This is a genomic window from Streptomyces fradiae ATCC 10745 = DSM 40063 (genome assembly GCF_008704425.1).
Lineage (GTDB): Bacteria > Actinomycetota > Actinomycetes > Streptomycetales > Streptomycetaceae > Streptomyces > Streptomyces fradiae.
The window spans coordinates 1,500,261-1,522,928 of the sequence record NZ_CP023696.1; the positions used below are offsets into that span (position 1 = coordinate 1,500,261).

17 protein-coding genes and 2 pseudogenes are annotated in these 22,668 nt (G+C 74.8%); 3 read left to right on the forward strand and 16 right to left on the reverse strand.

Features of this window, described 5'->3' with window-relative positions; genetic code table 11:
• Nucleotides 1–145 precede the first annotated feature (145 nt).
• A pseudogene (locus CP974_RS06655) lies at nucleotides 146–469 on the reverse strand (chorismate mutase); the annotation flags it as partial.
• A 1,049-nt stretch (nucleotides 470–1,518) separates the two neighbouring features.
• On the reverse strand, nucleotides 1,519–2,298 hold the full coding sequence (locus tag CP974_RS06660; protein WP_031128468.1) for a serine protease: 780 nt from the start codon (nucleotides 2,296–2,298) through the stop codon (nucleotides 1,519–1,521).
• A 368-nt stretch (nucleotides 2,299–2,666) separates the two neighbouring features.
• Between CP974_RS06660 and CP974_RS06665 the strand changes: the two genes are divergently transcribed.
• Nucleotides 2,667–3,629, forward strand: a complete 963-nt coding sequence (locus tag CP974_RS06665) for a hypothetical protein (protein WP_031128467.1) — start codon at nucleotides 2,667–2,669, stop codon at nucleotides 3,627–3,629.
• A gap of 94 nt (nucleotides 3,630–3,723) precedes the next feature.
• Nucleotides 3,724–5,235, forward strand: a complete 1,512-nt coding sequence (locus CP974_RS06670) for an ankyrin repeat domain-containing protein (protein WP_031128466.1) — start codon at nucleotides 3,724–3,726, stop codon at nucleotides 5,233–5,235.
• A gap of 66 nt (nucleotides 5,236–5,301) precedes the next feature.
• Here CP974_RS06670 and CP974_RS06675 read toward each other — a convergent pair whose 3' ends face one another.
• From CP974_RS06675 to CP974_RS06695, 5 genes are all read right to left on the reverse strand, one after another.
• Nucleotides 5,302–5,676 (reverse strand): VOC family protein, encoded by a 375-nt coding sequence (locus CP974_RS06675; RefSeq protein WP_031128465.1) that lies wholly within the window; start codon nucleotides 5,674–5,676, stop codon nucleotides 5,302–5,304.
• 17 nt (nucleotides 5,677–5,693) lie between these two features.
• Nucleotides 5,694–6,428, reverse strand: coding sequence for a vWA domain-containing protein (locus tag CP974_RS06680; protein ID WP_031128464.1), 735 nt, complete (start codon nucleotides 6,426–6,428; stop codon nucleotides 5,694–5,696).
• Nucleotides 6,429–6,764: 336 nt separating this feature from the next.
• Nucleotides 6,765–8,225: a glutamate synthase subunit beta gene (locus CP974_RS06685; protein ID WP_031128463.1), complete on the reverse strand. Its 1,461-nt coding sequence runs from the start codon at nucleotides 8,223–8,225 to the stop codon at nucleotides 6,765–6,767.
• Nucleotides 8,218–12,780, reverse strand: coding sequence for a glutamate synthase large subunit (gltB, locus tag CP974_RS06690; RefSeq protein ID WP_037936412.1), 4,563 nt, complete (start codon nucleotides 12,778–12,780; stop codon nucleotides 8,218–8,220). Before gltB ends, CP974_RS06685 begins: the two co-directional genes overlap by 8 nt.
• 445 nt (nucleotides 12,781–13,225) lie before the next feature.
• On the reverse strand, nucleotides 13,226–13,954 hold the full coding sequence (locus tag CP974_RS06695; protein WP_031128461.1) for a VIT1/CCC1 transporter family protein: 729 nt from the start codon (nucleotides 13,952–13,954) through the stop codon (nucleotides 13,226–13,228).
• Nucleotides 13,955–14,173: 219 nt separating this feature from the next.
• Between CP974_RS06695 and rbsK the strand changes: the two genes are divergently transcribed.
• A complete protein-coding gene (gene rbsK / locus CP974_RS06700) occupies nucleotides 14,174–15,100 on the forward strand; it encodes a ribokinase (RefSeq protein ID WP_031128460.1) in 927 nt (308 codons plus the stop codon).
• A gap of 63 nt (nucleotides 15,101–15,163) precedes the next feature.
• On the opposite strand, the gene lgt is transcribed toward rbsK, so the two are convergent.
• From lgt to CP974_RS06745, 9 genes and pseudogenes are all read right to left on the reverse strand, one after another.
• Nucleotides 15,164–16,201, reverse strand: a complete 1,038-nt coding sequence (gene lgt, locus CP974_RS06705; protein WP_031128459.1) for a prolipoprotein diacylglyceryl transferase — start codon at nucleotides 16,199–16,201, stop codon at nucleotides 15,164–15,166.
• 330 nt (nucleotides 16,202–16,531) lie between these two features.
• Nucleotides 16,532–17,347, reverse strand: a pseudogene (locus CP974_RS06710) (DsbA family protein); the annotation flags it as partial.
• A gap of 63 nt (nucleotides 17,348–17,410) precedes the next feature.
• Nucleotides 17,411–18,226, reverse strand: coding sequence for a tryptophan synthase subunit alpha (trpA, locus tag CP974_RS06715; RefSeq protein ID WP_031128455.1), 816 nt, complete (start codon nucleotides 18,224–18,226; stop codon nucleotides 17,411–17,413).
• Nucleotides 18,223–19,506 (reverse strand): tryptophan synthase subunit beta, encoded by a 1,284-nt coding sequence (gene trpB, locus CP974_RS06720; RefSeq protein ID WP_031128454.1) that lies wholly within the window; start codon nucleotides 19,504–19,506, stop codon nucleotides 18,223–18,225. Before trpB ends, trpA begins: the two co-directional genes overlap by 4 nt.
• Nucleotides 19,507–19,592: 86 nt before the next feature.
• Entirely contained in the window at nucleotides 19,593–19,772 is a 180-nt protein-coding gene (gene trpM, locus CP974_RS30825) for a tryptophan biosynthesis modulator TrpM (protein ID WP_031128453.1), read from the reverse strand.
• A gap of 66 nt (nucleotides 19,773–19,838) precedes the next feature.
• The gene (gene trpC / locus CP974_RS06730; protein ID WP_037936407.1) at nucleotides 19,839–20,648 is read right to left on the reverse strand and encodes an indole-3-glycerol phosphate synthase TrpC; all 810 of its coding nucleotides are present in this window, start codon (nucleotides 20,646–20,648) and stop codon (nucleotides 19,839–19,841) included.
• Between the two features lie 146 nt (nucleotides 20,649–20,794).
• Entirely contained in the window at nucleotides 20,795–21,499 is a 705-nt protein-coding gene (locus CP974_RS30935; protein ID WP_373276709.1) for a DUF2752 domain-containing protein, read from the reverse strand.
• 91 nt (nucleotides 21,500–21,590) lie between these two features.
• Nucleotides 21,591–21,842: an HGxxPAAW family protein gene (locus tag CP974_RS06740; RefSeq protein WP_031128449.1), complete on the reverse strand. Its 252-nt coding sequence runs from the start codon at nucleotides 21,840–21,842 to the stop codon at nucleotides 21,591–21,593.
• Nucleotides 21,843–21,974: 132 nt separating this feature from the next.
• Nucleotides 21,975–22,664, reverse strand: coding sequence for a TIGR02234 family membrane protein (locus tag CP974_RS06745; RefSeq protein WP_031128448.1), 690 nt, complete (start codon nucleotides 22,662–22,664; stop codon nucleotides 21,975–21,977).
• Nucleotides 22,665–22,668 lie beyond the last annotated feature (4 nt).

Here is a 22,668-nt window from a genome sequence, read left to right on the forward strand (position 1 = left end):
GGGCGGCGCCGCCTGTGCCGCCGGTGGGGGTGGTGCCGCCGGTGCGGCCGGGGTCGCCGGTGCCGGTGGTCGCCGCGGGGCCGGGCCGGTCGGTGAGCGTGGTGGTGGTGTGGGGGGCGCTGTGCTGGGCGGTGTCGCTGTCCACGGCCATGCGCTCGTGGTGGCGGATGACTTCCGCGATGATGAAGTTGAGCAGCTTCTCCGCGAACGCCGGGTCGAGGCGGGCGGTCTCGGCGAGCTGGCGGAGGCGGGCGATCTGCCGGGCCTCGCGGGCGGGGTCGGCCGGGGGCAGGTGGTGCCGGGCCTTGAGCAGCCCGACCTGCTGGGTGCACTTGAACCGTTCGGCCAGCATGTGGACGACCGCGGCGTCGATGTTGTCGATGCTCTCGCGCAGACGGGTCAGTTCGGCGAGGACGGCGTCGTCGACGCCGTGCGTCTCGTGCGTGTCGTGCGTGTCGCTCGGGCTCATGCCCGCGAGCTTAGACGGGAGGCGGCGGCGGGGGCGGCGGTGTTCGGGATGCGGTCAGGGCCGGGGAGGGCGACGGAGGGCGCGGTGGCTTGTCCGGGTCGGGGAGGGCGACAGGGGGGTGCGATGGCTTTCCGGGACGGGGCCCGATCGGCGGGGGTGGTGGTGCCGCCCGGTGGGCGGGGGCGGTGGCGCGGGCAGGGCGGAGGCTGACGACGGTCACGACCGGCGGGGGTGGTGCTGCGGGCGGGGGGGGGAGGCTGGGGGCGGTCGGGGGGTGGTCTGGGGGCTTGGGGGACCTTGGGGGGTGCGGTCGGGGGGCTCGGGGGGCGCGGTCGGCCGGCGGAGACGGCGTGCCGCGGTGCCTCGGGATGTGGCCGGTGGGGGGCTTGTGCAGTGCGGGCCGCGGACGGTATGGGGACGGGGCCGACGTGGCGGATGTACGCCGGGTCGATACGGCGGACGGCGGCTCGGGCGCCGGTGCCCGTCCCGCGGCCGGGGCCGCCGCGTGCGGGGGCCGGGGGATGGCCGGCGGGGGTGGCCGGCGGGGGAGGCCACCCCTTACGGGGGGCCGGACCATCCCGCGGGCCGGCTGGGGCGCCTGCGGGGGGGGCGGGGTGCACTGCGGGGAGGCGGGGGTGCGTCCCGCGGGCCGGCGGGGGTGCTCTGGTGGGAAGGCGGGGGTGGACCGTGGGCCGGCGGGGGCGCCTGCGGGGTGGCGGTGGTGCGTCCCGCGGGTCGGCGGGGGTGCCTGCGCGGGGGCGGGGTGCCCTGCGGGGGGCGTCCCGCGGGTGGGGTGCCCTGCGGGCTGGCGGTGTGCGTTTCCCGGGGTGTGGGGGTCGGGGCCCGCGATGTGCGGGAGATCGGGCCCCGTGGACGGGCGGCACGGGCCGGTACCGATGTGGCGCTGACGGGCGCCGGAGCACCGGCGGGGCCCGCGAGAGGGGCGAGGGAGGGCCGGGCACCGGGAAGGCGGGCCCGCCGTGGTGGCGGGCCCGCCTCGGGTGGGGCGCGTACGGCTCAGCGCCGCCGCGCCGCGTACACGCCGGGGGTCACAGTGTCGCGGCCGCCGACTTGATGGCGGAGGCGAAGGTGGACACCTCGGTGTAGACGCCCGGGTAGTTCGGCCGGGCGCAGCCGTAGCCCCAGCTCACGATGCCGACCTGGATCCAGGCGCCGGCCGCGTCGCGGCGGAACATGGGACCGCCGGAGTCGCCCTGGCAGGTGTCGGTGCCGCCGCTGGTGTAGCCGGCGCACATCTCCTCGGAGGGGATGAGCTCGCGGTACGACTGCTGGCAGGTCGCGTCGGACACGAACGGGACCTGGGCCTTGAGCAGGTACCGCTGCTGGCTGCCGCCCTCGCGGTTGGCACCCCAGCCGGCGACGGTGAAGGTGCCGCTGTTGTAGGCGGTGGTGGTGGCGATGTTGAGGGTGGGCAGGTTGATCGGCTGGGCGAGCTTGATCAGCGCCCAGTCCTTGCCGGAGCCGTTGTAACCGGGCGCCTGGAGGACCTTGGTGGAGCGGACCTTGATGGCGGAGCCGCTCTGCAGGTCCACGACGCCGGCGGTGGCGGTGATGCTGGTGTTGTTGCCGGAGCCGCTGACGCAGTGGGCGGCGGTCAGGACGATCTGCGGGGTGAGCAGGGAACCACCGCAGCCCATGGAGAGCCGGACCATCCAGGGGAACTCGCCCTGGGCCGCGCGCGTGCCGCCGACGACGGGGGCGGGCGCGGCGGACGCGGAGGTGGGCTGGAGGCTGACGGCGGCGAGGACGACCGCGCCGACGGCGGCGAATCTCTTGAGGGCGCGCACCAGTGTGTTCTTCAACTGCATGCCTTCCGTGGGGGGTTGACACCTCATGCAGCGCGGGACCGCATGGCGCATGACATGGGCCCGTCAAAGCATGGACGGGATTATCCGGAGGTCGGCCGTGGGGCCACAAGGCCGCTCTTTCGGCCATGCGCGGCCATGCGCGGCCATGCGAGGAGACCCGGTGCGGCCCCGGCGCGGCCCCGGCACGGCCCGTGCGCGACCGGCGGGGCAGCCCCCGACACGGCTGCCGGGCACGGCTTCCGGGCACGGCTTCCGGGTACGGCTTCCGACGGCCGCGACGCGGACGCGCGGGCCCCCTCCCCCGGACCCTGCCGGAGGGGCCGCGGGGCCTTACCGTGGAGGGGGCGTCGTGCTTGGGGGTGCGGGACATGGCGAACGGCGGCGCGGGAGCGGCGGGCGGCGACGTCGTCCACGGTTTCCCGCACCTGGAGACGGTACGGGCGGCGATCACGGCCCTGTACCGGCGGCTCTCACCCGAGGGCCTCTACGCGTACGCGTCCGCCGTCTCCCCCGCCGACGTGGCCTTCGCCGACACGGACGACCTGCATCTGGGGGCCCACCGGGTGGCAGGCGCCCTCGTACGCCAACTGCGGCTGCCCGAGGCGCGGATCATCGTCGGCTTCCGGCCCATGGAGCACGCGGCCAGCGTGGAGCTCACCGCGGGGCCGGAGTACTTCATCGAGCTGAACGACCGCTTCCGCACGCACCGGCGGGACATCGGCGCGGCCCTCGCCCACGAGATCACCCACGTGCTGCTGCACCGTCTGGACCTCGCCTTCCCCGGGACGCGGGACAACGAGATCCTCACCGACACCGCCACCGCCTATCTGGGCGCGGGCTGGCTGCTGCTGGACGCCTACCGGGAGGACGCGCTCTCCAGCCAGAAGCTGGGCTACCTCACCCCGGAGGAGTTCGGGTACGTGCTGGCCAAGCGGGCCCGGGTGTTCGGCGAGGACCCGTCGCCGTGGTTCACCAGCCCGCAGGCGTACCGGGCGTACGAGCGCGGCCGGGCGGAGGCCCTGCGCGACGAGGCGCGGCCGCCCCTGGCGGCGGCGGGGTGGGCGGGGCGGCGGCGGTACGCCAGGGACCGGCGGCGCTACGCGCAGGGCGACGCGTCGGCGGGGACGCCGCAGGCGTCGGGGTACGCCTTCGAGGGGGCCACCGGACCGGGCGGGCCCGGTGGCGGCCCCGGCGGTACGGGTCGCGCGGAAGGCGGACTGCGGGTGTCGTTCCCGTGCCCGACGTGCCGGCAGCGGGTGCGAGTCCCGGTGCGGGGCCGGGTGCGGGCGCGGTGCGGGCTGTGCCGGACGGTGCTGGAGTGCGACACGTGACCGGGTGAGGGGTGACCGGGCAAGGGCCCGGCGAGGGGTCTGTTCGGGCGTGCCCGTGCTTGCGGGTGGGCGGCGGCCGGGCGAGGGTCGGGGTATGACGATGGTGCCCGCCCCTGTTCACGAGGATCTGTTCGAGGCCGTCCGCGGAGGTGACGAGGACGCCGTGGTGCGGCTGCTCCGGTCCGGCGCGCCCGCGGAGTCGACCGACGAGGACGGCGGTACCGCGCTGTACACCGCGGCGGTGGCGGGGCACGCCGGGGTCGTGCGGCTGCTGCTGGCCGCCGGAGCCGACCCGGAGCGGGGCAGCGGCGAGGGCGGCGGCGACCTGCCGCTGTGCGGCGCCGCGTGCAACGGCCACACGGAGGCGGTGCGGGCGCTGCTGGCGGCCGGCGCGTGGCCGGACCGGCCGGAGGGGCTGGGGTTCACCGCGCTGGCGTGGGCGGTACGGCAGGGGTACGCGGACACGGTGCGGGCGCTGCTGGAGTACGGGGCCGACGCGGGCGCGGCCGGGCCGGACGGGGCGGCGCCCCTGGTGGCGGCGGCTCGGCGCGGTTCGGTGCCGGTGGTGCGGGCGCTGCTGGAGCGGAAGGCGCCGGGGCGGGCCGAGGCGCTGGCGGAGGCGCGGGGGTGGCTGGGCCGGGACGTGGCGACGGTGCTGCGGGACGCGCTGGTGGAGACGTACGGGGACGGGGTGGAGACCGTGGTGCGGCGCATCCCGGAGGACGGGGGTGTGACGGTGGCGGTCGAGGTGGTGCGCGGCGGGGTGCCCGTCGCGGGGCGGGAGCAGCAGACCGGGCACGGGGCGATCGCCACGCTGCTGGAGGAGTCGCTGGGCGAGCGTCCCCCGTTCGAGGAGACCGCGGGGCGGGCGCTGCGGTGCGCCGACCCGTCGCTGGACGACTGGACGGAGGCGGCGCAGGCGCTGGGGCGGCGCGGGGACGAGGAGACGTTCGCGGCGGCGGCCGGGTGGTGCGGCAGCGGGGAGCCGCTGCGGCAGGCGTTCGGCGCGGAGGTGCTGGCGCGGCTGACGGCGTCGGGGAGCGGAGCGGCAGGGGTGTTCGCGGCGCGGGCGGTGCCGGTGCTGCGCGAGCTGGCGCGCGAGGTGCGGGAGGCGGATGTGGTGCTGGCGGTGGTGCGGGCGCTGGGGGCGCAGGGCGACCCGTCGGTGCTGCCGGACGTGCTGCGGCACGCGGTGCACCCGGACGCGCGGGTGCGGCGCGGGGTGGCCGTGGCGGTGACGGGCCTGGTGCCGGAGGGGCACCGGGAGGCGGTGGCGGCCCTGGCGGCGCTGGCCCGCGACGGGGACGCCGGGGTGCGGGCGGCGGCGGTGCACGCGCTGGCGGTGGGCCCGGACGACTCCCCCACCGTGCGCGGCGCGCTGGCCGCCCGGCTGGAGGACCGGTCGCCCGACCCGGCGGTGGCGGCGGAGGCGGCGCGGGGGCTGGCGGTGCGGCAGGACGAGCGCGCCGTGGCCGCGCTGGAGGAGCTGCTGGTGTCGGCGGACCCGGACGGACGGGCGTACGCGCTGGCGCTGGGCGCGCTGGACCACGTCCGCGACGAGGCGGTGCGCCGCCGCCTGGAGTCCGCCCTCCCCCGCCGCCGCTGATCGCCCTGATGGCGGCCGGGCGGCTGCGCCGGGCGCCGTTCCCGCCGCCCCTCCGCGGCCGGGCGGTCAGGACGGGCGTTCGGCGATGCCGCGTTCGACGCAGAACTCGTTGCCCTCGACGTCCGCGAGGACCACCCAGCCCGTGCCGTCCGGGCGGCGGCGGTCGGCCACGAGGGTGGCGCCGAGGGCGAGGAGCCGGTCGACCTCCTCCTCGCGGGTGCGGTCCTGCGGCTGGAGGTCCAGGTGCAGCCGGTTCTTGACGGTCTTCTCGTCGGGGACCGTCACGAAGAGGAGGCTGACACCGGGCGCCAGCACGGTGGCCTCAGGGTCGCCCGGGTGGTCGTCGTCGGCGAGGGGCGCCTCCAGGACGGCGGCCCAGAACGAACCCAGCCGGTGGGCGTCGGCGCAGTCGACGGTCAGGTGGCGTATCAGTGAACTCATGCGGCCACTCTGCCACTTCAGGCCGCCGGCCGGGGCGCAGGCAGGATGCCGCGGGCCCGCGCGGCGGCGAGCCACGCCGGGAACTCCCCCACCAGCCGATCGTACAGCACGTCGTCGGGGACGCGGCGCGGGTCCTTCCCGGCGTGGAAGAAGCCGGCGTTGTCCACGGGTCGCCGCTGCGGTACCGGCAGTTCGTCGAGGCGGCGCAGGAAGTCGAACTGGCTGCTGTGCGGGTCGCCGAAGCCCACGAACTGCCAGAAGAGCGGCAGTCGCGCCGCCTTGCACACGTACTTCTCCGTCAGCGCCCGGTCGCCGGGCCCACCGTCGGTCTGGAAGACGACGAGCGCCGGGGCGTCGGCGCCGCTGTCCAGGTAGTGGTCGATGACGGCGTCCATCGCGGTGTGGTAGTTGGTCCGGCCCATGTGGCCGAGGGTCGCCGTGATCCGGTCGATCCGGCCGTGGTGGTCGGCGAGGTCGATGTCGCTGACGGCGTCCACGTCGGTGGAGAAGAAGACGACCGGGACGCGCCCGTCGTCGTCCAGCTGGGCGGCGAGGCCCAGGACCCGGTCGGCGAGGGCCTGGACACTGCCGTCCCGGTAGTACGGGCGCATGGAACCGGAGTGGTCGACCACCAGGTAGACCGCCGCCCGCTGCCCCCGCAGCCCGTGCTTGCCGAGGGAGACTCCCGCGCGCTTGTACAGGTCGACCAGCGCCGGGGCGGTCTGCTCGATCTTGCGGAGGTCGATGGCCATGAGTGCTCCCCCGGGTGCGCCCGTGCCCGCGCGCACCGTTCGCGTGGGCCGTGTGTGCCGTGTGTGCCGTGTGTGCTGTCCGCTGGCTGCGTCGTGCACCTGTGCTGCGTACACCTGTGCTGTGTGCCGCGTGCGTCGAAAGTACGGCACGGGGGCGGCGCCGGGCGACCGGGACCCGGGGAAGGGCACGGACGGACGGGCGGACGGGCGCGGGCGGACGGGCGGACGGGCGCGGGGCAGAAAGGGCGCAGCGCCCGCCTGGTGTCCGGTCGGGGACGAGGCGGGCGCTGCTGTGTTCCGTACGCCGTTGTACGGGACGCTGTGGGGCGCGGACGGTCAGACCGTCAGCGCGCGGTCGGTCGGCCGGATCGGGGCCGGCAGCTCGCTGGCGCCGGTGAGGAACCGGTCCACTCCGCGGGCGGCGGAGCGGCCCTCGGCGATGGCCCAGACGATGAGCGACTGGCCCCGCCCGGCGTCGCCGGCGACGAAGACGCCCGGCACGTTGGTCTGGAAGTCGGCGTCGCGGGCGATGTTGCCCCGCTCGTCGAGCTCCAGGCCGAACTGCTCGACCAGGCCGTTCTGCACGTCCGTGCCGGTGAAGCCCATCGCGAGGGTGACCAGCTGGGCGGGGATCCTCCGCTCGGTGCCGGCCTTCTGCGTCAGCTTGCCGTCGACGAACTCTACCTCGATCAGGTGGAGCCACTGCACGTTGCCGTCCTCGTCGCCCTCGAAGCGGGTGGTGGAGACGGAGTAGACCCGCTCGCCGCCCTCCTCGTGGGCCGAGGTGACCTTGTACAGCATCGGGAAGGTCGGCCACGGCTGGTGCGGGGCGCGCTTCTCGCCCGGCCGGGGCATGATCTCCAGCTGGGTGACGGAGAGGGCGCCCTGGCGGTGGGCGGTGCCGACGCAGTCGGCGCCGGTGTCGCCGCCGCCGATGACCACGACGTGCTTGCCCTCGGCGGTGATCGGCGGGGTGACGAAGTCGCCCTCCTGCACCTTGTTGGCGAGCGGCAGGTACTCCATCGCCTGGTAGACGCCCTTGAGTTCGCGGCCCGGCACGGGCAGGTCGCGGGCGGTGGTGGCACCCGCGGCGATCACGACGGCGTCGTACCGCCTGCGCAGGTCGGTCGCCTTGAGGTCGCGGCCGATCTCGACGCCGGTCCGGAAGCGGGTGCCCTCCGCGCGCATCTGCTCGATGCGCCGGTTGATGTGGCGCTTCTCCATCTTGAACTCGGGGATGCCGTACCGCAGGAGGCCGCCGACGCGGTCGGCGCGCTCGTACACGGCGACCGTGTGGCCGGCGCGGGTGAGCTGCTGGGCGGCGGCGAGCCCGGCCGGGCCCGAGCCGATGACGGCCACGGTCTTGCCGGAGAGCCGCTCCGGGGGCTGGGGGGCCACGTTGCCGGACTCCCACGCCTTGTCGATGATCGAGACCTCGACGTTCTTGATGGTGACGGCCGGCTGGTTGATGCCGAGCACGCACGCCGCCTCGCACGGGGCGGGGCACAGCCGCCCGGTGAACTCCGGGAAGTTGTTGGTGGCGTGCAGCCGCTCGTAGGCGGCGCCCCAGTCCTCGCGGTAGGCGAAGTCGTTCCACTCGGGGATGAGGTTTCCGAGGGGGCAGCCGTTGTGGCAGAACGGGATGCCGCAGTCCATGCAGCGGGACGCCTGCTTGCTGATGATCGGCAGCAGGGAGCCGGGGACGTAGACCTCGTTCCAGTCCTTGACGCGCTCCTCGACGGGGCGGGACGCCGCGCCCTCGCGGCCGTGGTGCAGGAAGCCCTTGGGGTCAGCCATTGGTCGCCGCCTCCATCATCTTCTCGGTGGTCTCGGTCTCGGAGAGACCGGCCCGCTCGGCGGCGTCCTTGGCGGCGAGCACTGCCTTGTACGTGGTCGGGATGATCTTGCTGAAGCGGTCCGCGGCGGCGGCCCAGTCGGCGAGGAGCTTCTCGGCGACGGTGGAGCCGGTCTCCTCGTGGTGGCGGCGCACCACGTCGTGCAGCCACGTCTTGTCGGCGTCGTCGAGGGGTTCGACGGCCGCCAGGTTGCCCGCGTTGACGTTGTCCGGGTCGAGGTCGACGACGTACGCGACACCGCCGGACATGCCGGCCGCGAAGTTGCGCCCGGTCTCGCCGAGGACGACCGCGTGGCCGCCGGTCATGTACTCGCAGCCGTGGTCGCCGACGCCCTCGGACACCACCAGGGCGCCGGAGTTGCGGACGCAGAAGCGCTCGCCGGTGCGGCCCCGCAGGAAGATCTCGCCGCCGGTCGCGCCGTACGCGATGGTGTTGCCCGCGATGGTCGAGTACTCGGCCAGGTGGTCGGCGGCCCGGTCGGGGCGCACGACGATCCGGCCGCCGGACAGGCCCTTGCCGACGTAGTCGTTGGCGTCGCCCTCCAGGCGGAGGGTCACACCGCGCGGCACGAACGCGCCGAACGACTGGCCGGCGGAGCCGGTGAAGGTGACGTCGATGGTGTCGTCGGGCAGCCCCGCGCCGCCGAACCGCTTGGTCACCTCGTGGCCGAGCATGGTGCCGACCGTGCGGTTGATGTTGCGGATGGCGAGCTGGGCGCGGACGGGCCGGGCGTCCTCGGGGCTCGCGGCGCCGAGCGCGTCGGCGGCCAGCTCGATCAGCTGGTTGTCGAGCGCCTTCTCCAGGCCGTGGTCCTGGGCGACGACCTGGTGGCGGACGGCGCCCTCGGGCAGCTCGGGCACGTGGAAGAGCGGGGCCAGGTCGAGGCCCTGGGCCTTCCAGTGGTCCACGGCGCGGTCCGTGTCGAGGAGCTCGGCGTGGCCGACCGCCTCGTCCAGGGTGCGGAAGCCCAGCTCGGCGAGGAGCTCGCGGACCTCCTCGGCGATGAACTCGAAGAAGTTCACGACGAACTCGGGCTTGCCGGAGAACCGCTCCCGCAGGACCGGGTTCTGCGTGGCGATGCCGACCGGGCAGGTGTCCAGGTGGCAGACGCGCATCATGACGCAGCCGGAGACGACGAGCGGCGCGGTCGCGAAGCCGAACTCCTCGGCGCCCAGCAGCGCGGCGATGACCACGTCGCGGCCGGTCTTGAGCTGGCCGTCGGTCTGGACGACGATCCGGTCCCGCAGCCCGTTGAGCAGCAGGGTCTGCTGGGTCTCGGCGAGGCCGAGCTCCCAGGGGCCGCCGGCGTGCTTCAGCGAGGTGAGCGGGGAGGCGCCGGTGCCGCCGTCGTGGCCGGAGATGAGCACGACGTCCGCGTGGGCCTTGGAGACGCCGGCCGCGACCGTGCCGACGCCGACCTCGGAGACCAGCTTCACGTGGATGCGGGCGGCCGGGTTGGCGTTCTTCAGGTCGTGGATCAGCTGGGCGAGGTCCTCGATGGAGTAGATGTCGTGGTGCGGCGGCGGGGAGATCAGGCCGACGCCGGGCGTGGAGTGCCGGGTCTTCGCCACCCACGGGTACACCTTGTGGCCGGGGAGCTGACCGCCCTCGCCGGGCTTGGCGCCCTGCGCCATCTTGATCTGGATGTCGTCGGCGTTGACCAGGTACTCGGAGGTCACGCCGAAGCGGCCCGAGGCGACCTGCTTGATCGCGGAGCGGCGCGCCGGGTCGTGGAGGCGGTCCGGGTCCTCGCCGCCCTCGCCGGTGTTGGACTTCGCGCCGAGCTGGTTCATGGCGATGGCGAGGGTCTCGTGCGCCTCCTTGGAGATGGAGCCGTACGACATGGCGCCGGTGGAGAACCGCTTGACGATCTCGCTCGCCGGCTCGACCTCCTCGATCGGGATCGAGGGCCGGTCGGACCGGAAGCCGAACAGGCCGCGCAGCGTCATCAGCCGCTCGGACTGCTCGTTCACCCGCTCGGTGTACTTCTTGAAGATGTCGTACCGCTTGGAGCGCGTGGCGTGCTGCAGGCGGAAGACCGTCTCGGGGTCGAACAGGTGCGGCTCGCCCTCGCGGCGCCACTGGTACTCGCCGCCGATCTCCAGGGCGCGGTGGGCCGGGGCGATGCCGCTGGCCGGGTACGCCTTGGCGTGGCGGGCGGCGACCTCCTTGGCGACGACGTCGAGCCCGGCGCCGCCGATCTTGCTGGAGGTGCCGTTGAAGTAGGTGTCGACGAAGCCCTGGTCCAGGCCGACGGCCTCGAAGACCTGGGCGCCGCGGTAGGAGGCGACGGTCGAGATGCCCATCTTCGACATGACCTTCAGCACGCCCTTGCCGAGGGCGTGGATCAGGTTGCGGATGGCCTGCTCGGGCTCGACGCCCTCGATGAACGTACCGGCGCGGACGAGGTCCTCGACGGATTCCATGGCGAGGTACGGGTTGACGGCGGCGGCGCCGTAGCCGATGAGCAGCGCCACGTGGTGGACCTCGCGGACGTCGCCGGCCTCGACCAGCAGGCCCACCTGGGTGCGCTGCTTGGTGCGGATGAGGTGGTGGTGGACGGCGGAGGTGAGCAGCAGCGAGGGGATCGGCGCGTGCTCGGCGTCGGAGTGCCGGTCGGACAGCACGATCAGGCGGGCGCCGTCCTCGATGGCGGCGTCGGCCTCGGCGCAGATCTCCTCGATCCGGGCGGCCAGCGCGTCGCCGCCCCCGGAGACCCGGTACAGGCCGGAGAGGGTGACGGCGGTCATGCCGGGCATGTCGCCGTCGGCGTTGACGTGGATGAGCTTGGCCAGCTCGTCGTTGTCGATCACCGGGAACGGCAGGGTGACGCTGCGGCAGGACGCGGCGGTCGGCTCCAGCAGGTTGCCCTGCGGGCCGAGGGAGGAGAGCAGGGAGGTGACCAGCTCCTCCCGGATGGCGTCCAGCGGCGGGTTGGTGACCTGCGCGAACAGCTGCGTGAAGTAGTCGAAGAGCAGGCGGGGCCGGTCGGAGAGCGCGGCGATCGGCGAGTCGGTGCCCATGGAGCCGATCGGCTCGGCGCCGGTGCGCGCCATCGGCGCGAGGATGACGCGCAGCTCCTCCTCGGTGTAGCCGAAGGTCTGCTGGCGGCGGGTGACCGAGGCGTGCGTGTGGACGATGTGCTCGCGCTCGGGCAGGTCGCCGAGCGTGATGATCCCGGTCTCCAGCCACTCCTGGTACGGGTGCTCGGCGGCGAGCTTCGCCTTGATCTCGTCGTCCTCGATGATGCGGTGCTCGGCCGTGTCGACGAGGAACATCCGCCCCGGCTGGAGGCGGCCCTTGCGGACGACCTTGCCGGGCTCGACGTCGAGGACGCCGACCTCGGAGGAGAGGACGACGAGGCCGTCGTCGGTGACCCAGTAGCGGCCGGGGCGCAGCCCGTTGCGGTCGAGGACGGCGCCGATCTGGGTGCCGTCGGTGAAGGTGACGCAGGCGGGGCCGTCCCAGGGCTCCATCATCGTGGAGTGGTACTGGTAGAAGGCGCGCCGGGCCGGGTCCATCGAGTCGTGGTTCTCCCACGCCTCGGGGACCATCATCAGCACCGCGTGCGGCAGCGACCGGCCGCCGAGGTGGAGGAGTTCGAGGACCTCGTCGAAGGAGGCGGAGTCGGACGCGTCCGGGGTGCAGATCGGGAAGATCCGCTCCAGCTCCCTGTCGCCGAAGAGGTCGGAGACGAGCTGGGACTCGCGGGCGCGCATCCAGTTGCGGTTGCCCTTGACCGTGTTGATCTCGCCGTTGTGGGCGACGAAGCGGTACGGGTGGGCGAGCGGCCAGCTCGGGAAGGTGTTGGTGGAGAAGCGGGAGTGGACCAGGGCGAGCGCGCTGGCGATGCGGCGGTCGGAGAGGTCCGGGAAGAACGGCTCCAGCTGCCCGGTGGTGAGCATGCCCTTGTAGACCAGGGTGCGGGCGGAGAGCGAGGCGAAGTAGACGCCCAGCTCGATCTCGGCGCGCTTGCGCAGCACGAACGCCTTGCGGTCCAGGTCGATGCCGGTGCTGGCGCCGCCGTCGGAGACGAAGAGCTGGCGGAAGGCCGGCATGGTGGCGCGGGCGGTGGCGCCGAGGAGGTCCGGCGTGACGGGGACCTCGCGCCAGCCGAGGACGGTGAGGCCCTCCTCGCCGGCGAGCGTCTCGATCCGCGAGACGGCCTCGTCCGCGGTGTCCTCGGGGAGGAAGGCGGCGCCGACGGCGTACGCGCCGGGCTCGGGGAGCGCGAATCCGGCGACCTCGCGCAGGAAGGCGTCGGGCACCTGGATGAGGATGCCCGCGCCGTCGCCGGAGTCGGGCTCGGAGCCGGTGGCACCGCGGTGCTCCAGGTTGCGCAGTACGGTCAGCGCCTGCTCGACCAGCTCGTGGCTGGGGACACCGGTGAGGGTGGCCACCAGGCCGACGCCGCACGCGTCGTGTTCGTTGCGGGGGTCGTACATCCCCTGCGGAGCGGGGCGACTGTCCATGGGCGACCAGGCGTCGGAACGCATCGGCTCTCCCGTCGTCGTCGTGGCATGTGATGTGCCGAGGGACGACGTTGGCCCTCGCGAAATTTCGTGCAGGTTACATGATGGAACGCTTCTCGGAAACCGGAAGCTTCATTCCAACATGCGGACACCACAGGGATGTACAGCCACTGTGCGAGTCTGGGGAGACAGAGCGGGAGGGACGCGGATGGGCGTCCTGCGGCCTGCCGGGGGAAGCGGGCTTCGTTGCCCGCGGCGCTCACGACTCATGCCCGAGGTGAGGGGAGTCGAAACCGCCGGGTCCGCCGGATATCGGCTACCTATGTGGTGCTCCGCATAGTGTCCCACCCGTCGGCCGATCCGGCTACCGGGACGTACGTCACAACGTCCCGGTCATCCCACGGTAACCCGCGCCCCCGCCTCCCGCACCGCGCGCGTCGGGCCCCGCGCACGTGCTGAGCACCGCGCGTCAGAGCACCGCGCCGAAGGCCGTGCCCAGCGCGTACGTCACGGCCGCCGCCGCGCCACCCAGCGCGAGCTGCCGCAGGCCGCTGTACCACCAGCCGCGCGCCGTGACCCGCGCCACGAGCGCCCCGCAGGCGAAGAGACCGGCCAGCGCCAGCGCCACGGCGGGCCACAGCGCGGTCGCCCCCAGCAGGTACGGCAGGACCGGCAGCAGCGCGCCCAGGGCGAACGAGCCGAACGACGAGGCGGCGGCGACCAGCGGCGACGGCAGGTCGTCCGGGTCGATGCCCAGCTCCTCGCGGGCGTGGATCTCCAGCGCCTGCTCCGGGTCGCGGGAGAGCTGCATGGCCACCTCGCGGGCGAGCTCCGGCTCGACGCCGCGCGCCGCGTACAGCGCGGCCAGCTCCTCCATCTCGTCCACCGGGTGCTTGCGCAGCTCCCGCCGCTCCACGTCCAGCTCCGCCTCGACCAGCTCCCGCTGCGAGGCGACGGAAGTGTACTCGCCGGCCGCCATGGAGAAGGCGCCCGCGGCGAGACCGGCCAGGCCGGTGATGACGAGGGTCTGCTGGGAGGCGGCTCCGCCCGCGACGCCGGTCATCAGCGCCAGGTTCGAGACGAGGCCGTCCATCGCCCCGAACACCGCCGGGCGCAGCCAGCCGCCGTTGACGTCGCGGTGGGTGTGGTTGTCGCGGTGGGCGACGTGCAGCGCGGCCTCGTTCTCGATGATGGACACAGAGCTCTCCCCTGACTCGCACGCGGATGGCCCGCGCCGTTCCGATCTGGCCTCGAAAGTACGCGCGATGTAAGGGTCGCGCCAGCAAGGCAGGCTTTACTTAGTAAGGGTCGCTTCACCTGGGGCGCACCGCTCGCGGCGCGTGCGCTCCCCATGCTCGCGGCGCGTGCGCGCCCCTTCGCCGGGCGTGCGCTCCCCTTCGCGGGGGAGAATCCCGGCATGACGCGCACCACCCCCGCCCCGCCCCGCATCGCCGTGCTCGGCAGCACCAACATGGACCTCGTCGCCTACGTCCCCCGGGCGCCCCGGCTCGGCGAGACCGTGACGGGGCGGGCCTTCCGCACGGTCCCGGGCGGCAAGGGCGCCAACCAGGCCGTCGCGGCGGCCCGCGCGGGCGCCCGCGTGTCGATGCTCGGCGCGGTCGGCTCCGACGACCTCGGGCCCCGCCTCCGGGCCGCCCTCGCGGAGTCCGGCGTGGACACGACCCTGCTGCGCACGGCCGACGGGCCGTCCGGCACCGCCCACATCGTGGTCGACGACGACGGGGGCAACGCCATCGTGGTGGTGCCCGGCGCCAACGCCTCGGTCACCGGCCTGACGCCCGAGGACGAGGCCCGCATCGCGGCGGCCGACGCGCTTCTGCTCCAGCTCGAACTGCCGCTCGACGCCGTGATCGCCGGCGCGCGGGCCGCCCGCCGCCACGGCGTGCGCACGGTGCTGACCCCGGCTCCCGCCCGGCCGCTGCCGCGCGAGCTGCTCGCGCTGGTCGACCTGCTGGTGCCCAACGAGCACGAGGCGAACGCCCTGAGCGGTGCCGCCGATCCGCGTGCCGCCGCCGACGGGCTGCTGCGGGACGTCCCCGAGGTCGTCGTGACGCTCGGCGCGGCCGGGTCCCTGTACGCGGCCCGCGGCGCCCGCCCGGTGACGGTGCCGTCCCGGCCGGTGCGGGCCGTGGACACGACGGCGGCCGGGGACACCTTCACCGGGGCGCTCGCGGTGGCCCTCGCGGAGGGCAGGCCCGTACCGGACGCGCTGGCGTGGGCGTCGGCCGCGGCGGCCCTGTCGGTGGGGCGGGCCGGGGCGTCGTCCTCGATGCCCTACCGCGAGGAGATCGACGCCCTCACCGGCGGGCCGGGGACGGCCTGAGTCGGCGCGGCGGCCGCCCGGACCCTCACGGTCCCGGCGGCCGCCGCTCGTATACGCCCGAGGTCAGCGCTTCGGCGACGCCTCGGCCCCGGCGTCCGCCCCGTCGGCGTCCGCCCCGGTGCCGGGCCCCTCCGAGCCCTTCCCACCGACGGCCTTCCCGTCAGCGCCCTCAGATGCCTTCCCGTCAGCACCGTCAGCGCCCTCAGCACTCTCAGCGCCCTTCCCGTCGGCACCGTTCCCGGCGGCGGGGCCGTCCGCGGTGGCCTCGCCCCCGACCGGGGCGGCCTTCCGCGCGGGCTCCACGACCGCCTCCCGGCCCGGCCGCTTCCGCGCCGACACCACGATGTAGGCCACGGCGAGCAGGAAGACGAGCATCGCGGTCCACACGTTGAGGCGCAGGCCCAGGATGTGGTGGGCGTCGTCGACGCGCATGTACTCGATCCAGCCGCGCCCCGCGCAGTACGCGGCGACGTACAGGGCGAAGGCCCGGCCGTGGCCCAGGGTGAACCGGCGGTCCGCCCACACCACCAGCAGCGCGACACCGACGCACCACAGCGACTCGTACAGGAAGGTCGGGTGGTACAGCCCGCCCTCGCGGTTCACGCCCTCGCTGATCCGCAGCGCCCACGGCAGGTCCGTGGGGCGGCCGTACAGCTCCTGGTTGAACCAGTTGCCCCAGCGGCCGATCGCCTGGGCGAGCGCGATGCCGGGGGCGATGGCGTCCGCGTACGCGGGCAGGGGGATGCCCCGGCGGCGGCAGCCGATCCAGGCCCCCACCGCGCCGAGGGCGACGGCGCCCCAGATGCCGAGGCCGCCCTCCCAGATCTTGAACGCGTCGACCCAGTTCCGGCCCTCGCTGAAGTAGAGCTGGTAGTCGGTGACGACGTGGTACAGCCGGCCGCCGACCAGGCCGAAGGGGACCGCCCAGACGGCGATGTCCGCCACCGTGCCGGCGGTGCCGCCGCGGGCGATCCAGCGCCGGTTGCCGTACCAGACGGCGACGAAGACACCGATGATGATGCAGAAGGCATAGCCGCGCAGCGGAACCGGTCCGAGATTGATCACACCGGTCGACGGGCTGGGAATGTAGGCAAGGTCCATGGCACGACCGACGCTACCGTGCCGGGCCCGGGACCGGGCCATCCGCCCGACAAAGACTGCATAACACCGGACCCGCTCCCCCGAGCGGCGGGCGGAACGGGTCCGGCGGGCGTCAGGCCGTCAGTACGCCGTGTCCGCCCCGAAGCCCGGTCCGGAGCCCGTGTCGGACTCCGCGGAGCCGCCCGGCGAGGACTCCTTCGGCCCGGTCTCCTGCCTCCTCGGCTCCCCGGACTGCTGACCGGACGCCGCGCCCGACTCGGCCCCGGGCTCCTCGCCCTGGCCGGAGCCCTGCTCCGAGCCCTGCGGGGACGCCGACGCGGAGGCGGACGGACCGGCGGACGGGGTGAGCGTGCCGGGCTTCTTGCCCTTGTTCGCCTCGGCGACCCACTCCTTCAGCTTCTCCGGGCTGATCTGCTCGTTCCCCTTCGTCGGGAAGATCGACTCGCCGTTGAGCAGCACGGTCGGCGTGCCCCGGAAGTCGCCCTCCTGGAACGCCGCGTTCGACGCGTTCACCCAGCCGTCGTGGGTGCCCTCGGCGACGCAGGAGCGGAAGGCCGGTGTGTCGAGGCCGGGCACCTTCGCCGCCAGCTCGAACAGCTTGGCGTCGTCGGCGAAGGCGTCGTCGGACTCCTGCGGCTGGTTGGCGAAGAGCACGTCGTGGTAGGCGGTGAACTTCCCCGCGTTCTGCGCGCACGCCGCGGCGTTGGCCGCGTTGAGCGAGCCGCTGCCGCCCATGTTGCCGTCGATGATCGTCGCGAGCCGGTACTCGGTCCTGAGCTGCCCGGCGGCCTCCAGCTCGTGGATGGTGTCCCGGAAGGCGTTCTCGAACATGGCGCAGGCCGGGCAGCGGAAGTCCTCCCACACGGTCAGCGTGGCGGGGGCGTCCGACGCGCCGACCGGGATGACGAGCTGGTCCTCGCCGGTCGCGCCGGTCGGCGCGGCCACCGGGCCCTTTCCGGAGGTGTCTCCCCTGCCGCCGCTGTTGGCCGCGATCACGCCGACCACGGCGGCCAGCCCCAGCACGCCGACCACGGCGGCCGACACCAGCACCATCCGGCGCCGCTTCTCCCGCGCCCGCTCGCGCTCGCGTTCCATCTGGAGCCGCTCGCGCGCGCTCCGCTTCCCTGCCCTGTTCTTCTCGTTCACGCTCAGGCAACGAACCGGGGAGGCACGTACGCGCCTCCCCGGTTCCACATCCACCCGTACGGGTTACGGGGTGCGCCGCACGCCGCGGGCCAGTTCGCCCGCCAGTTCCCGTACGGCGGCGATCCCGGCCGCCTGGTCCTCGGCGTCGAGGAGCCGCTTGACGAAGGCCGAGCCGACGATGACGCCGTCCGCGAAGGAGGCGACCTCGGCGGCCTGAGCGGCGTCCGACACGCCGAGCCCGACGCAGACCGGCAGGTCCGTGGTGGCGCGGGTGCGCCGCACCAGGTCGGCGGCCTGCCCGCCGACGGACTCGCGGGTCCCGGTGACCCCCATCAGGGAGGCGGCGTAGACGAAGCCGCTGCCCGCCGCGGTGATGGTGGCGAGCCGCTCGTCCCTGCTGCTGGGCGCGACGACGAAGACGGTGGCCAGGCCGTGCTTCTCGGCGTGCTCCCGCCACAGTCCGGACTCCTGCACCGGCAGGTCGGGCAGGATGCAGCCGGCGCCGCCCGCCTCGGCCAGCTCGGCGGTGAACCGCTCCACGCCGTAGCGGTCGACCGGGTTCCAGTACGTCATGACGAGGACCGGCTTGCCGGTGGCCTCGTACGCCTCGCGAACCGTGCGCATCACGTCGGCGATTCGGACGCCGCCGCGCAGGGCGACGTCGTCGGCGGTCTGGATGACGGGGCCGTCCAGGACGGGGTCGCTGTGCGGCAGGCCGACCTCCACGACGTCGGCGCCGCCGTCGAGCACGGCCTTGACCGCCTCGATGCCGCCCTCCACGGTGGGGAAGCCCGCCGGGAGGTACGCGACGAGCGCGGCCCGGTCCTCGGCCCTCGCGGCGGCGAGGGTGTCGCTCAGCAGCCGGATGTTCCCGCTCACTTGGCGTCCCCCTCGATCTCGGCGGCGCCGGCCCCGTCGGCGGCGACCTCGGCGTCCGTGTCGTACAGCCCGAAGTAGCGGGCGGCGGTGTCCATGTCCTTGTCGCCGCGGCCCGACAGGTTGACCACGATCAGCCCTCCCTGGCCCAGCTCGCGGCCGACCTCCAGGGCTCCGGCGAGCGCGTGCGCGGACTCGATGGCCGGGATGATGCCCTCGGTGCGCGAGAGCAGGCGCAGGGCGTGCATGGCCGCGTCGTCGGTGACCGCGCGGTACTCGGCGCGCCCGGTGTCCTTGAGGTGGGCGTGCTCGGGGCCGATGCCCGGGTAGTCCAGGCCGGCGGAGATCGAGTACGGCTCGGTGATCTGGCCCTCGTCGTCCTGGAGGACGTACGAGCGGGAGCCGTGCAGGATGCCCGGCTCGCCGGCGGTCAGGGTCGCCGCGTGCTCGCCGCTCTCCACGCCGTGCCCGGCCGGCTCGCAGCCGACCAGGCGGACGCCCTCGTCGGGGAGGAAGGCGTGGAACAGGCCGATGGCGTTGGAACCGCCGCCGACGCAGGCCACGGCGGCGTCGGGCAGCCGTCCGGCGCGCTCCAGGAGCTGGCGGCGCGCCTCGACGCCGATGACCCGGTGGAAGTCGCGGACCATGGCCGGGAACGGGTGGGGCCCGGCGACCGTGCCGAAGAGGTAGTGGGTGCTGTCGACGTTGGCGACCCAGTCGCGGAACGCCTCGTTGATGGCGTCCTTCAGGGTGCGGCTGCCGGACTTCACCGCGACGACCTCGGCTCCGAGGATGCGCATCCGGGCGACGTTGAGCGCCTGGCGGCGGGTGTCGACCTCGCCCATGTAGATGGTGCAGTCGAGGCCGAACAGGGCGCAGGCGGTGGCCGTGGCGACGCCGTGCTGCCCGGCGCCGGTCTCGGCGATGACCCGGGTCTTGCCCATGCGCCGGGTGAGCAGGGCCTGCCCCAGCACGTTGTTGATCTTGTGGGAGCCGGTGTGGTTCAGGTCCTCGCGCTTGAGGAAGATCCGGGCGCCGCCGGCGTGCTCGGCGAACCGGGGCACCTCGGTGAGGGCGCTCGGGCGGCCGGTGTAGTGGGCGAGCAGGTCGTCGAGCTCGCGGGCGAACTCGGGGTCGGACTTGGCCTTCTCGTACTCGACGGCGACCTCGTCGACGGCGGCGACGAGCGCCTCCGGGATGAACTTGCCGCCGAACGCGCCGAAGTAGCCCTCGGCGTCGGGGACGCGGCCCTCCGGATCGGGCCGGAAGAACTGGCTGGACATGCGGAAACCTCACGGTGAGTGTGGATGGACACCAGACGCCGTGGGGGCGGGGCCCGCCGCCCGGCCGGGTGGCCGGGCGCGGTGCGTCACGCGGTCGTGCTCCCCGCGCCCCGCGGGGGGCGCCATCGCATGCCGTTGACCTGGCCGGGCTCCGAGCCGATCACGTACCGCACCCGCCGTCCGTGCACCCGGCGGGCGGGCGCGCGGCAACCCCGCGGACGGCAGCCGCGGGCGAGCCGGGCGTACGCCTCGGGGGGCGTGGCCAGGACCGCGCGGGGCCGCCGGGACGCGGCGGGCCGGACGGGGGCGGTGGACTCGGGCACGGGCGGGCTTCAGTCCCTTCCGTGCCGCAGCGCCGGGTGCGCCCCGGCGGCGACCAGGTCGGCCACGGCGGCCTTCGGGTCGCGGCCGGTCACCAGCGACTCGCCGACGAGGACGGCGTCCGCGCCCGCGTTCGCGTAGGCGATCAGGTCGTGCGGGCCGCGGATGCCGGACTCGGCCACCTTGACGATGTGGTCCGGGATCTCCGGGGCGACCCGCTCGAAGGTGGAGCGGTCCACCTTGAGGGTCTTCAGGTTGCGCGCGTTGACGCCGATGACGCGGGCTCCCGCGTCGACGGCGCGCTCGGCCTCCTCCTCGTCGTGGACCTCGACGAGCGGGGTGAGGCCGATGGACTCGGCGCGCTCGATCAGCGAGACCAGCGCGGGCTGGTCCAGGGCGGCGACGATCAGCAGGGCGACGTCCGCGCCGTACGCGCGGGCCTCCCAGAGCTGGTACGCCGTGACGATGAAGTCCTTGCGCAGGACCGGCACGTCGACGCGGGCGCGGACGGCCTCCAGGTCGGCGAGGGAGCCGCCGAAGCGCCGCTGCTCGGTGAGGACGGAGATCACGGCCGCGCCGCCCGCCTCGTAGTCCGCGGCCAGCCCCGCCGGGTCGGCGATGGCGGCCAGGGCGCCCTTCGACGGGCTGGAGCGCTTGACTTCGCAGATCACCTTGACGCCCTCGCCGCGCAGGGCGGCGGCGCCGTCCCGGGCCTGGGGGGCCTTGGCGGCCCGCTCCTTGAGTTCGTCGAGGGAGACCCGCGCCTGTCGCTCTGCGAGGTCGGCGCGGACGCCTTCGATGATCTCGTCGAGCACACTCACGCGAGAGGCCCCCTTCCGGGAGGGTGATGTTTTGATCAAGCCAGTCACCCTCGATGGTATCCGCAGCCGGTGACAACGGCCGCATCCGGTTGACGATCCGGCGCGGAACCCCGGACTCAGGCCGTCCCGGGGCGTCTCCGGGCGCCTCAGGGGGCGAGCGCCGCGCCGGCCGGCAGGTTGCGCACGACGCAGAAGACCGCCCAGATCCCGCCGACCGCCCACAGCAGCGCCGGGCTCGGATTGAGCCGTACGGGGACGCCGCGCACCGCCCGGACCAGCCAGAAGACCATGAACACCGCGAAGGCGGCGTATCCGGCGACGGCCATGGCGTTGGCGCCGAGGGCGGCGGCCAGGTCGCCGTGGACGAAGGCGTGGGCGCTGCGCAGGCCGCCGCAGCCGGGGCAGTACAGGCCCGTGTACCGCAGCAGGGGGCAGACGGGGTAGTGGCCCGGCTCGTTCGGGTCGACGGCGCCGACGTACGCGAAGGCCGCGGCGGCCCCGGCGAGGGCGCCCAGCGGCGCGAGCAGCCGCCTGCGCAGCGGGGGCGGGGCGTACGGCGCGGGCGCGGGGCCCGCGGAGTGCGGCGGGGCCGCGCACAGCGCGGGGCCCTCGTGGCCCGCCCGGGCCGCGGACGACGCGGGGTCCGCGGAAGACTCGGGGCCCGCAGAGGACTCGGGGCCCGCGGAAGACGCGGGGGCCGCAGAGGACTCGGGGTCCGCGGAAGACGCGGGGGCCGCGGAAGACTGGGGCCCCGAAAGGCCCGCGTGGGGCGCGAGGGGCGGAGGGTCCGCGTACGGCGCGGGGGGCGGAGGGCTCAGGGGCGGCGCGGGGGGCGGTGTCGTGGCGTCCACGCGCCGATTGTCCCCGCTCATACGGGAAGGCGCAGCCCGGAGCGACCGGACCGCGCCTCGCGCCCGGCCGGGGGCCGGGGCCGTACGGGTGTCAGGAGGCGGCCTGCGCCCGGCCCGCGGCGGTACGCGCCTCGTGCTGCTCGCGCGACTCCTTCGGCTGGCCGAGACCGGCGGCCTTCATCGCGGCGCCGACGACGCCGCCGATCAGGACGACGGCGATTCCGGCCCAGAAGCCGAGCGGGTTGGCCGCCACCATGAAGACACCGGCGACGCAGAAGCCGATGAAGGAGATGGTGACACCGGTCCAGGCGGCCGGGGTGTGTCCGTGGGCGCTGCCCGCCATGAGTTGCTCCTCGTTGAATGTCGCAGTGTCGCGCTGTGAGGCCCCGCCGAGTGCGGACGCTCGGGACCATTGTTCCGCACCCGCACGTGCCGGGTGATCCGGGGGTGCGCCGCGCGGGTCGGAACGCGCCGGTCAGGGCCGGGGCGCCGCCGTGCCCGGCCCGTCCGTGGGGTCCTCGCCCCGGTCCAGGGCCTTCCACAGGTCCTCGGGCCGCTCGGGGTCCTCGGGGCGGCGGGCGCTGCGCGCGCGGGGGCCCCCGTCCCGCTCGTAGCGGCCCGACATGGCGGGCCAGGCGGGTCCGAAGCGCAGCGCGATCAGCCCGGCGGCGAGGATCAGCAGGGCGGCGCCGGCCGTCACGTAGGGCCACGCCGTCTGGGTGAGGCCGACGGCCCGCGCGGCGGTGTCGCCGGTGGTGAGGGCGGCCCGCTCGTCGAGGGCGGCGCCGTCCCCGGCGCCGACGAGGGCCGCCGCGGCGGCTCCGGCGCCGCTCAGCGCCAGCAGGACGGCGACGACGCGGCGGCCGGCGCCGCGGGTGGCGAGGACGGCGACGAGGGCGGCCAGCCCGACCACGGCCAGGGCGGTGGGGGCGCCGGTGACGTCACCGCCCGAGGCGCTGAGGGTGACGGTGCCGCCGACGCCGGTCACGCGCCCCTCCGTCCAGGTGCGGCCGGAGGCGAGCAGGACGACGGCGGCGCCGAGCGCGCCGAGGAGCAGGGCCGCGGCGAGGCTGCGGCGGCCGCTGCGGGCGGTCGCCGCCTCGCCCTGGCCGGCGGCGCGGGGCTGGGGTACGGATGCGGCACTCACGCACCCACTATCCCCCATGCGC

Bases quoted from the DNA above. Each gene is read 5' to 3' on its own strand.
- trpB (WP_031128454.1), bottom strand. From the start codon at position 19,506: ATGTCCAGCCAGTTCTTCCGGCCCGATCCGGAGGGCCGCGTCCCCGAC.
- CP974_RS06685 (WP_031128463.1), bottom strand. From the start codon at position 8,225: ATGGCTGACCCCAAGGGCTTCCTGCACCACGGCCGCGAGGGCGCGGCG.
- CP974_RS06675 (WP_031128465.1), bottom strand. From the start codon at position 5,676: ATGAGTTCACTGATACGCCACCTGACCGTCGACTGCGCCGACGCCCAC.
- lgt (WP_031128459.1), bottom strand. From the start codon at position 16,201: ATGGACCTTGCCTACATTCCCAGCCCGTCGACCGGTGTGATCAATCTC.
- CP974_RS06665 (WP_031128467.1), top strand. From the start codon at position 2,667: ATGGCGAACGGCGGCGCGGGAGCGGCGGGCGGCGACGTCGTCCACGGT.
- gltB (WP_037936412.1), bottom strand. From the start codon at position 12,780: ATGCGTTCCGACGCCTGGTCGCCCATGGACAGTCGCCCCGCTCCGCAG.
- CP974_RS06660 (WP_031128468.1), bottom strand. From the start codon at position 2,298: ATGCAGTTGAAGAACACACTGGTGCGCGCCCTCAAGAGATTCGCCGCC.
- rbsK (WP_031128460.1), top strand. From the start codon at position 14,174: ATGACGCGCACCACCCCCGCCCCGCCCCGCATCGCCGTGCTCGGCAGC.
- CP974_RS06745 (WP_031128448.1), bottom strand. From the start codon at position 22,664: ATGGGGGATAGTGGGTGCGTGAGTGCCGCATCCGTACCCCAGCCCCGC.
- CP974_RS06680 (WP_031128464.1), bottom strand. From the start codon at position 6,428: ATGGCCATCGACCTCCGCAAGATCGAGCAGACCGCCCCGGCGCTGGTC.
- CP974_RS06740 (WP_031128449.1), bottom strand. From the start codon at position 21,842: ATGGCGGGCAGCGCCCACGGACACACCCCGGCCGCCTGGACCGGTGTC.
- CP974_RS06670 (WP_031128466.1), top strand. From the start codon at position 3,724: ATGACGATGGTGCCCGCCCCTGTTCACGAGGATCTGTTCGAGGCCGTC.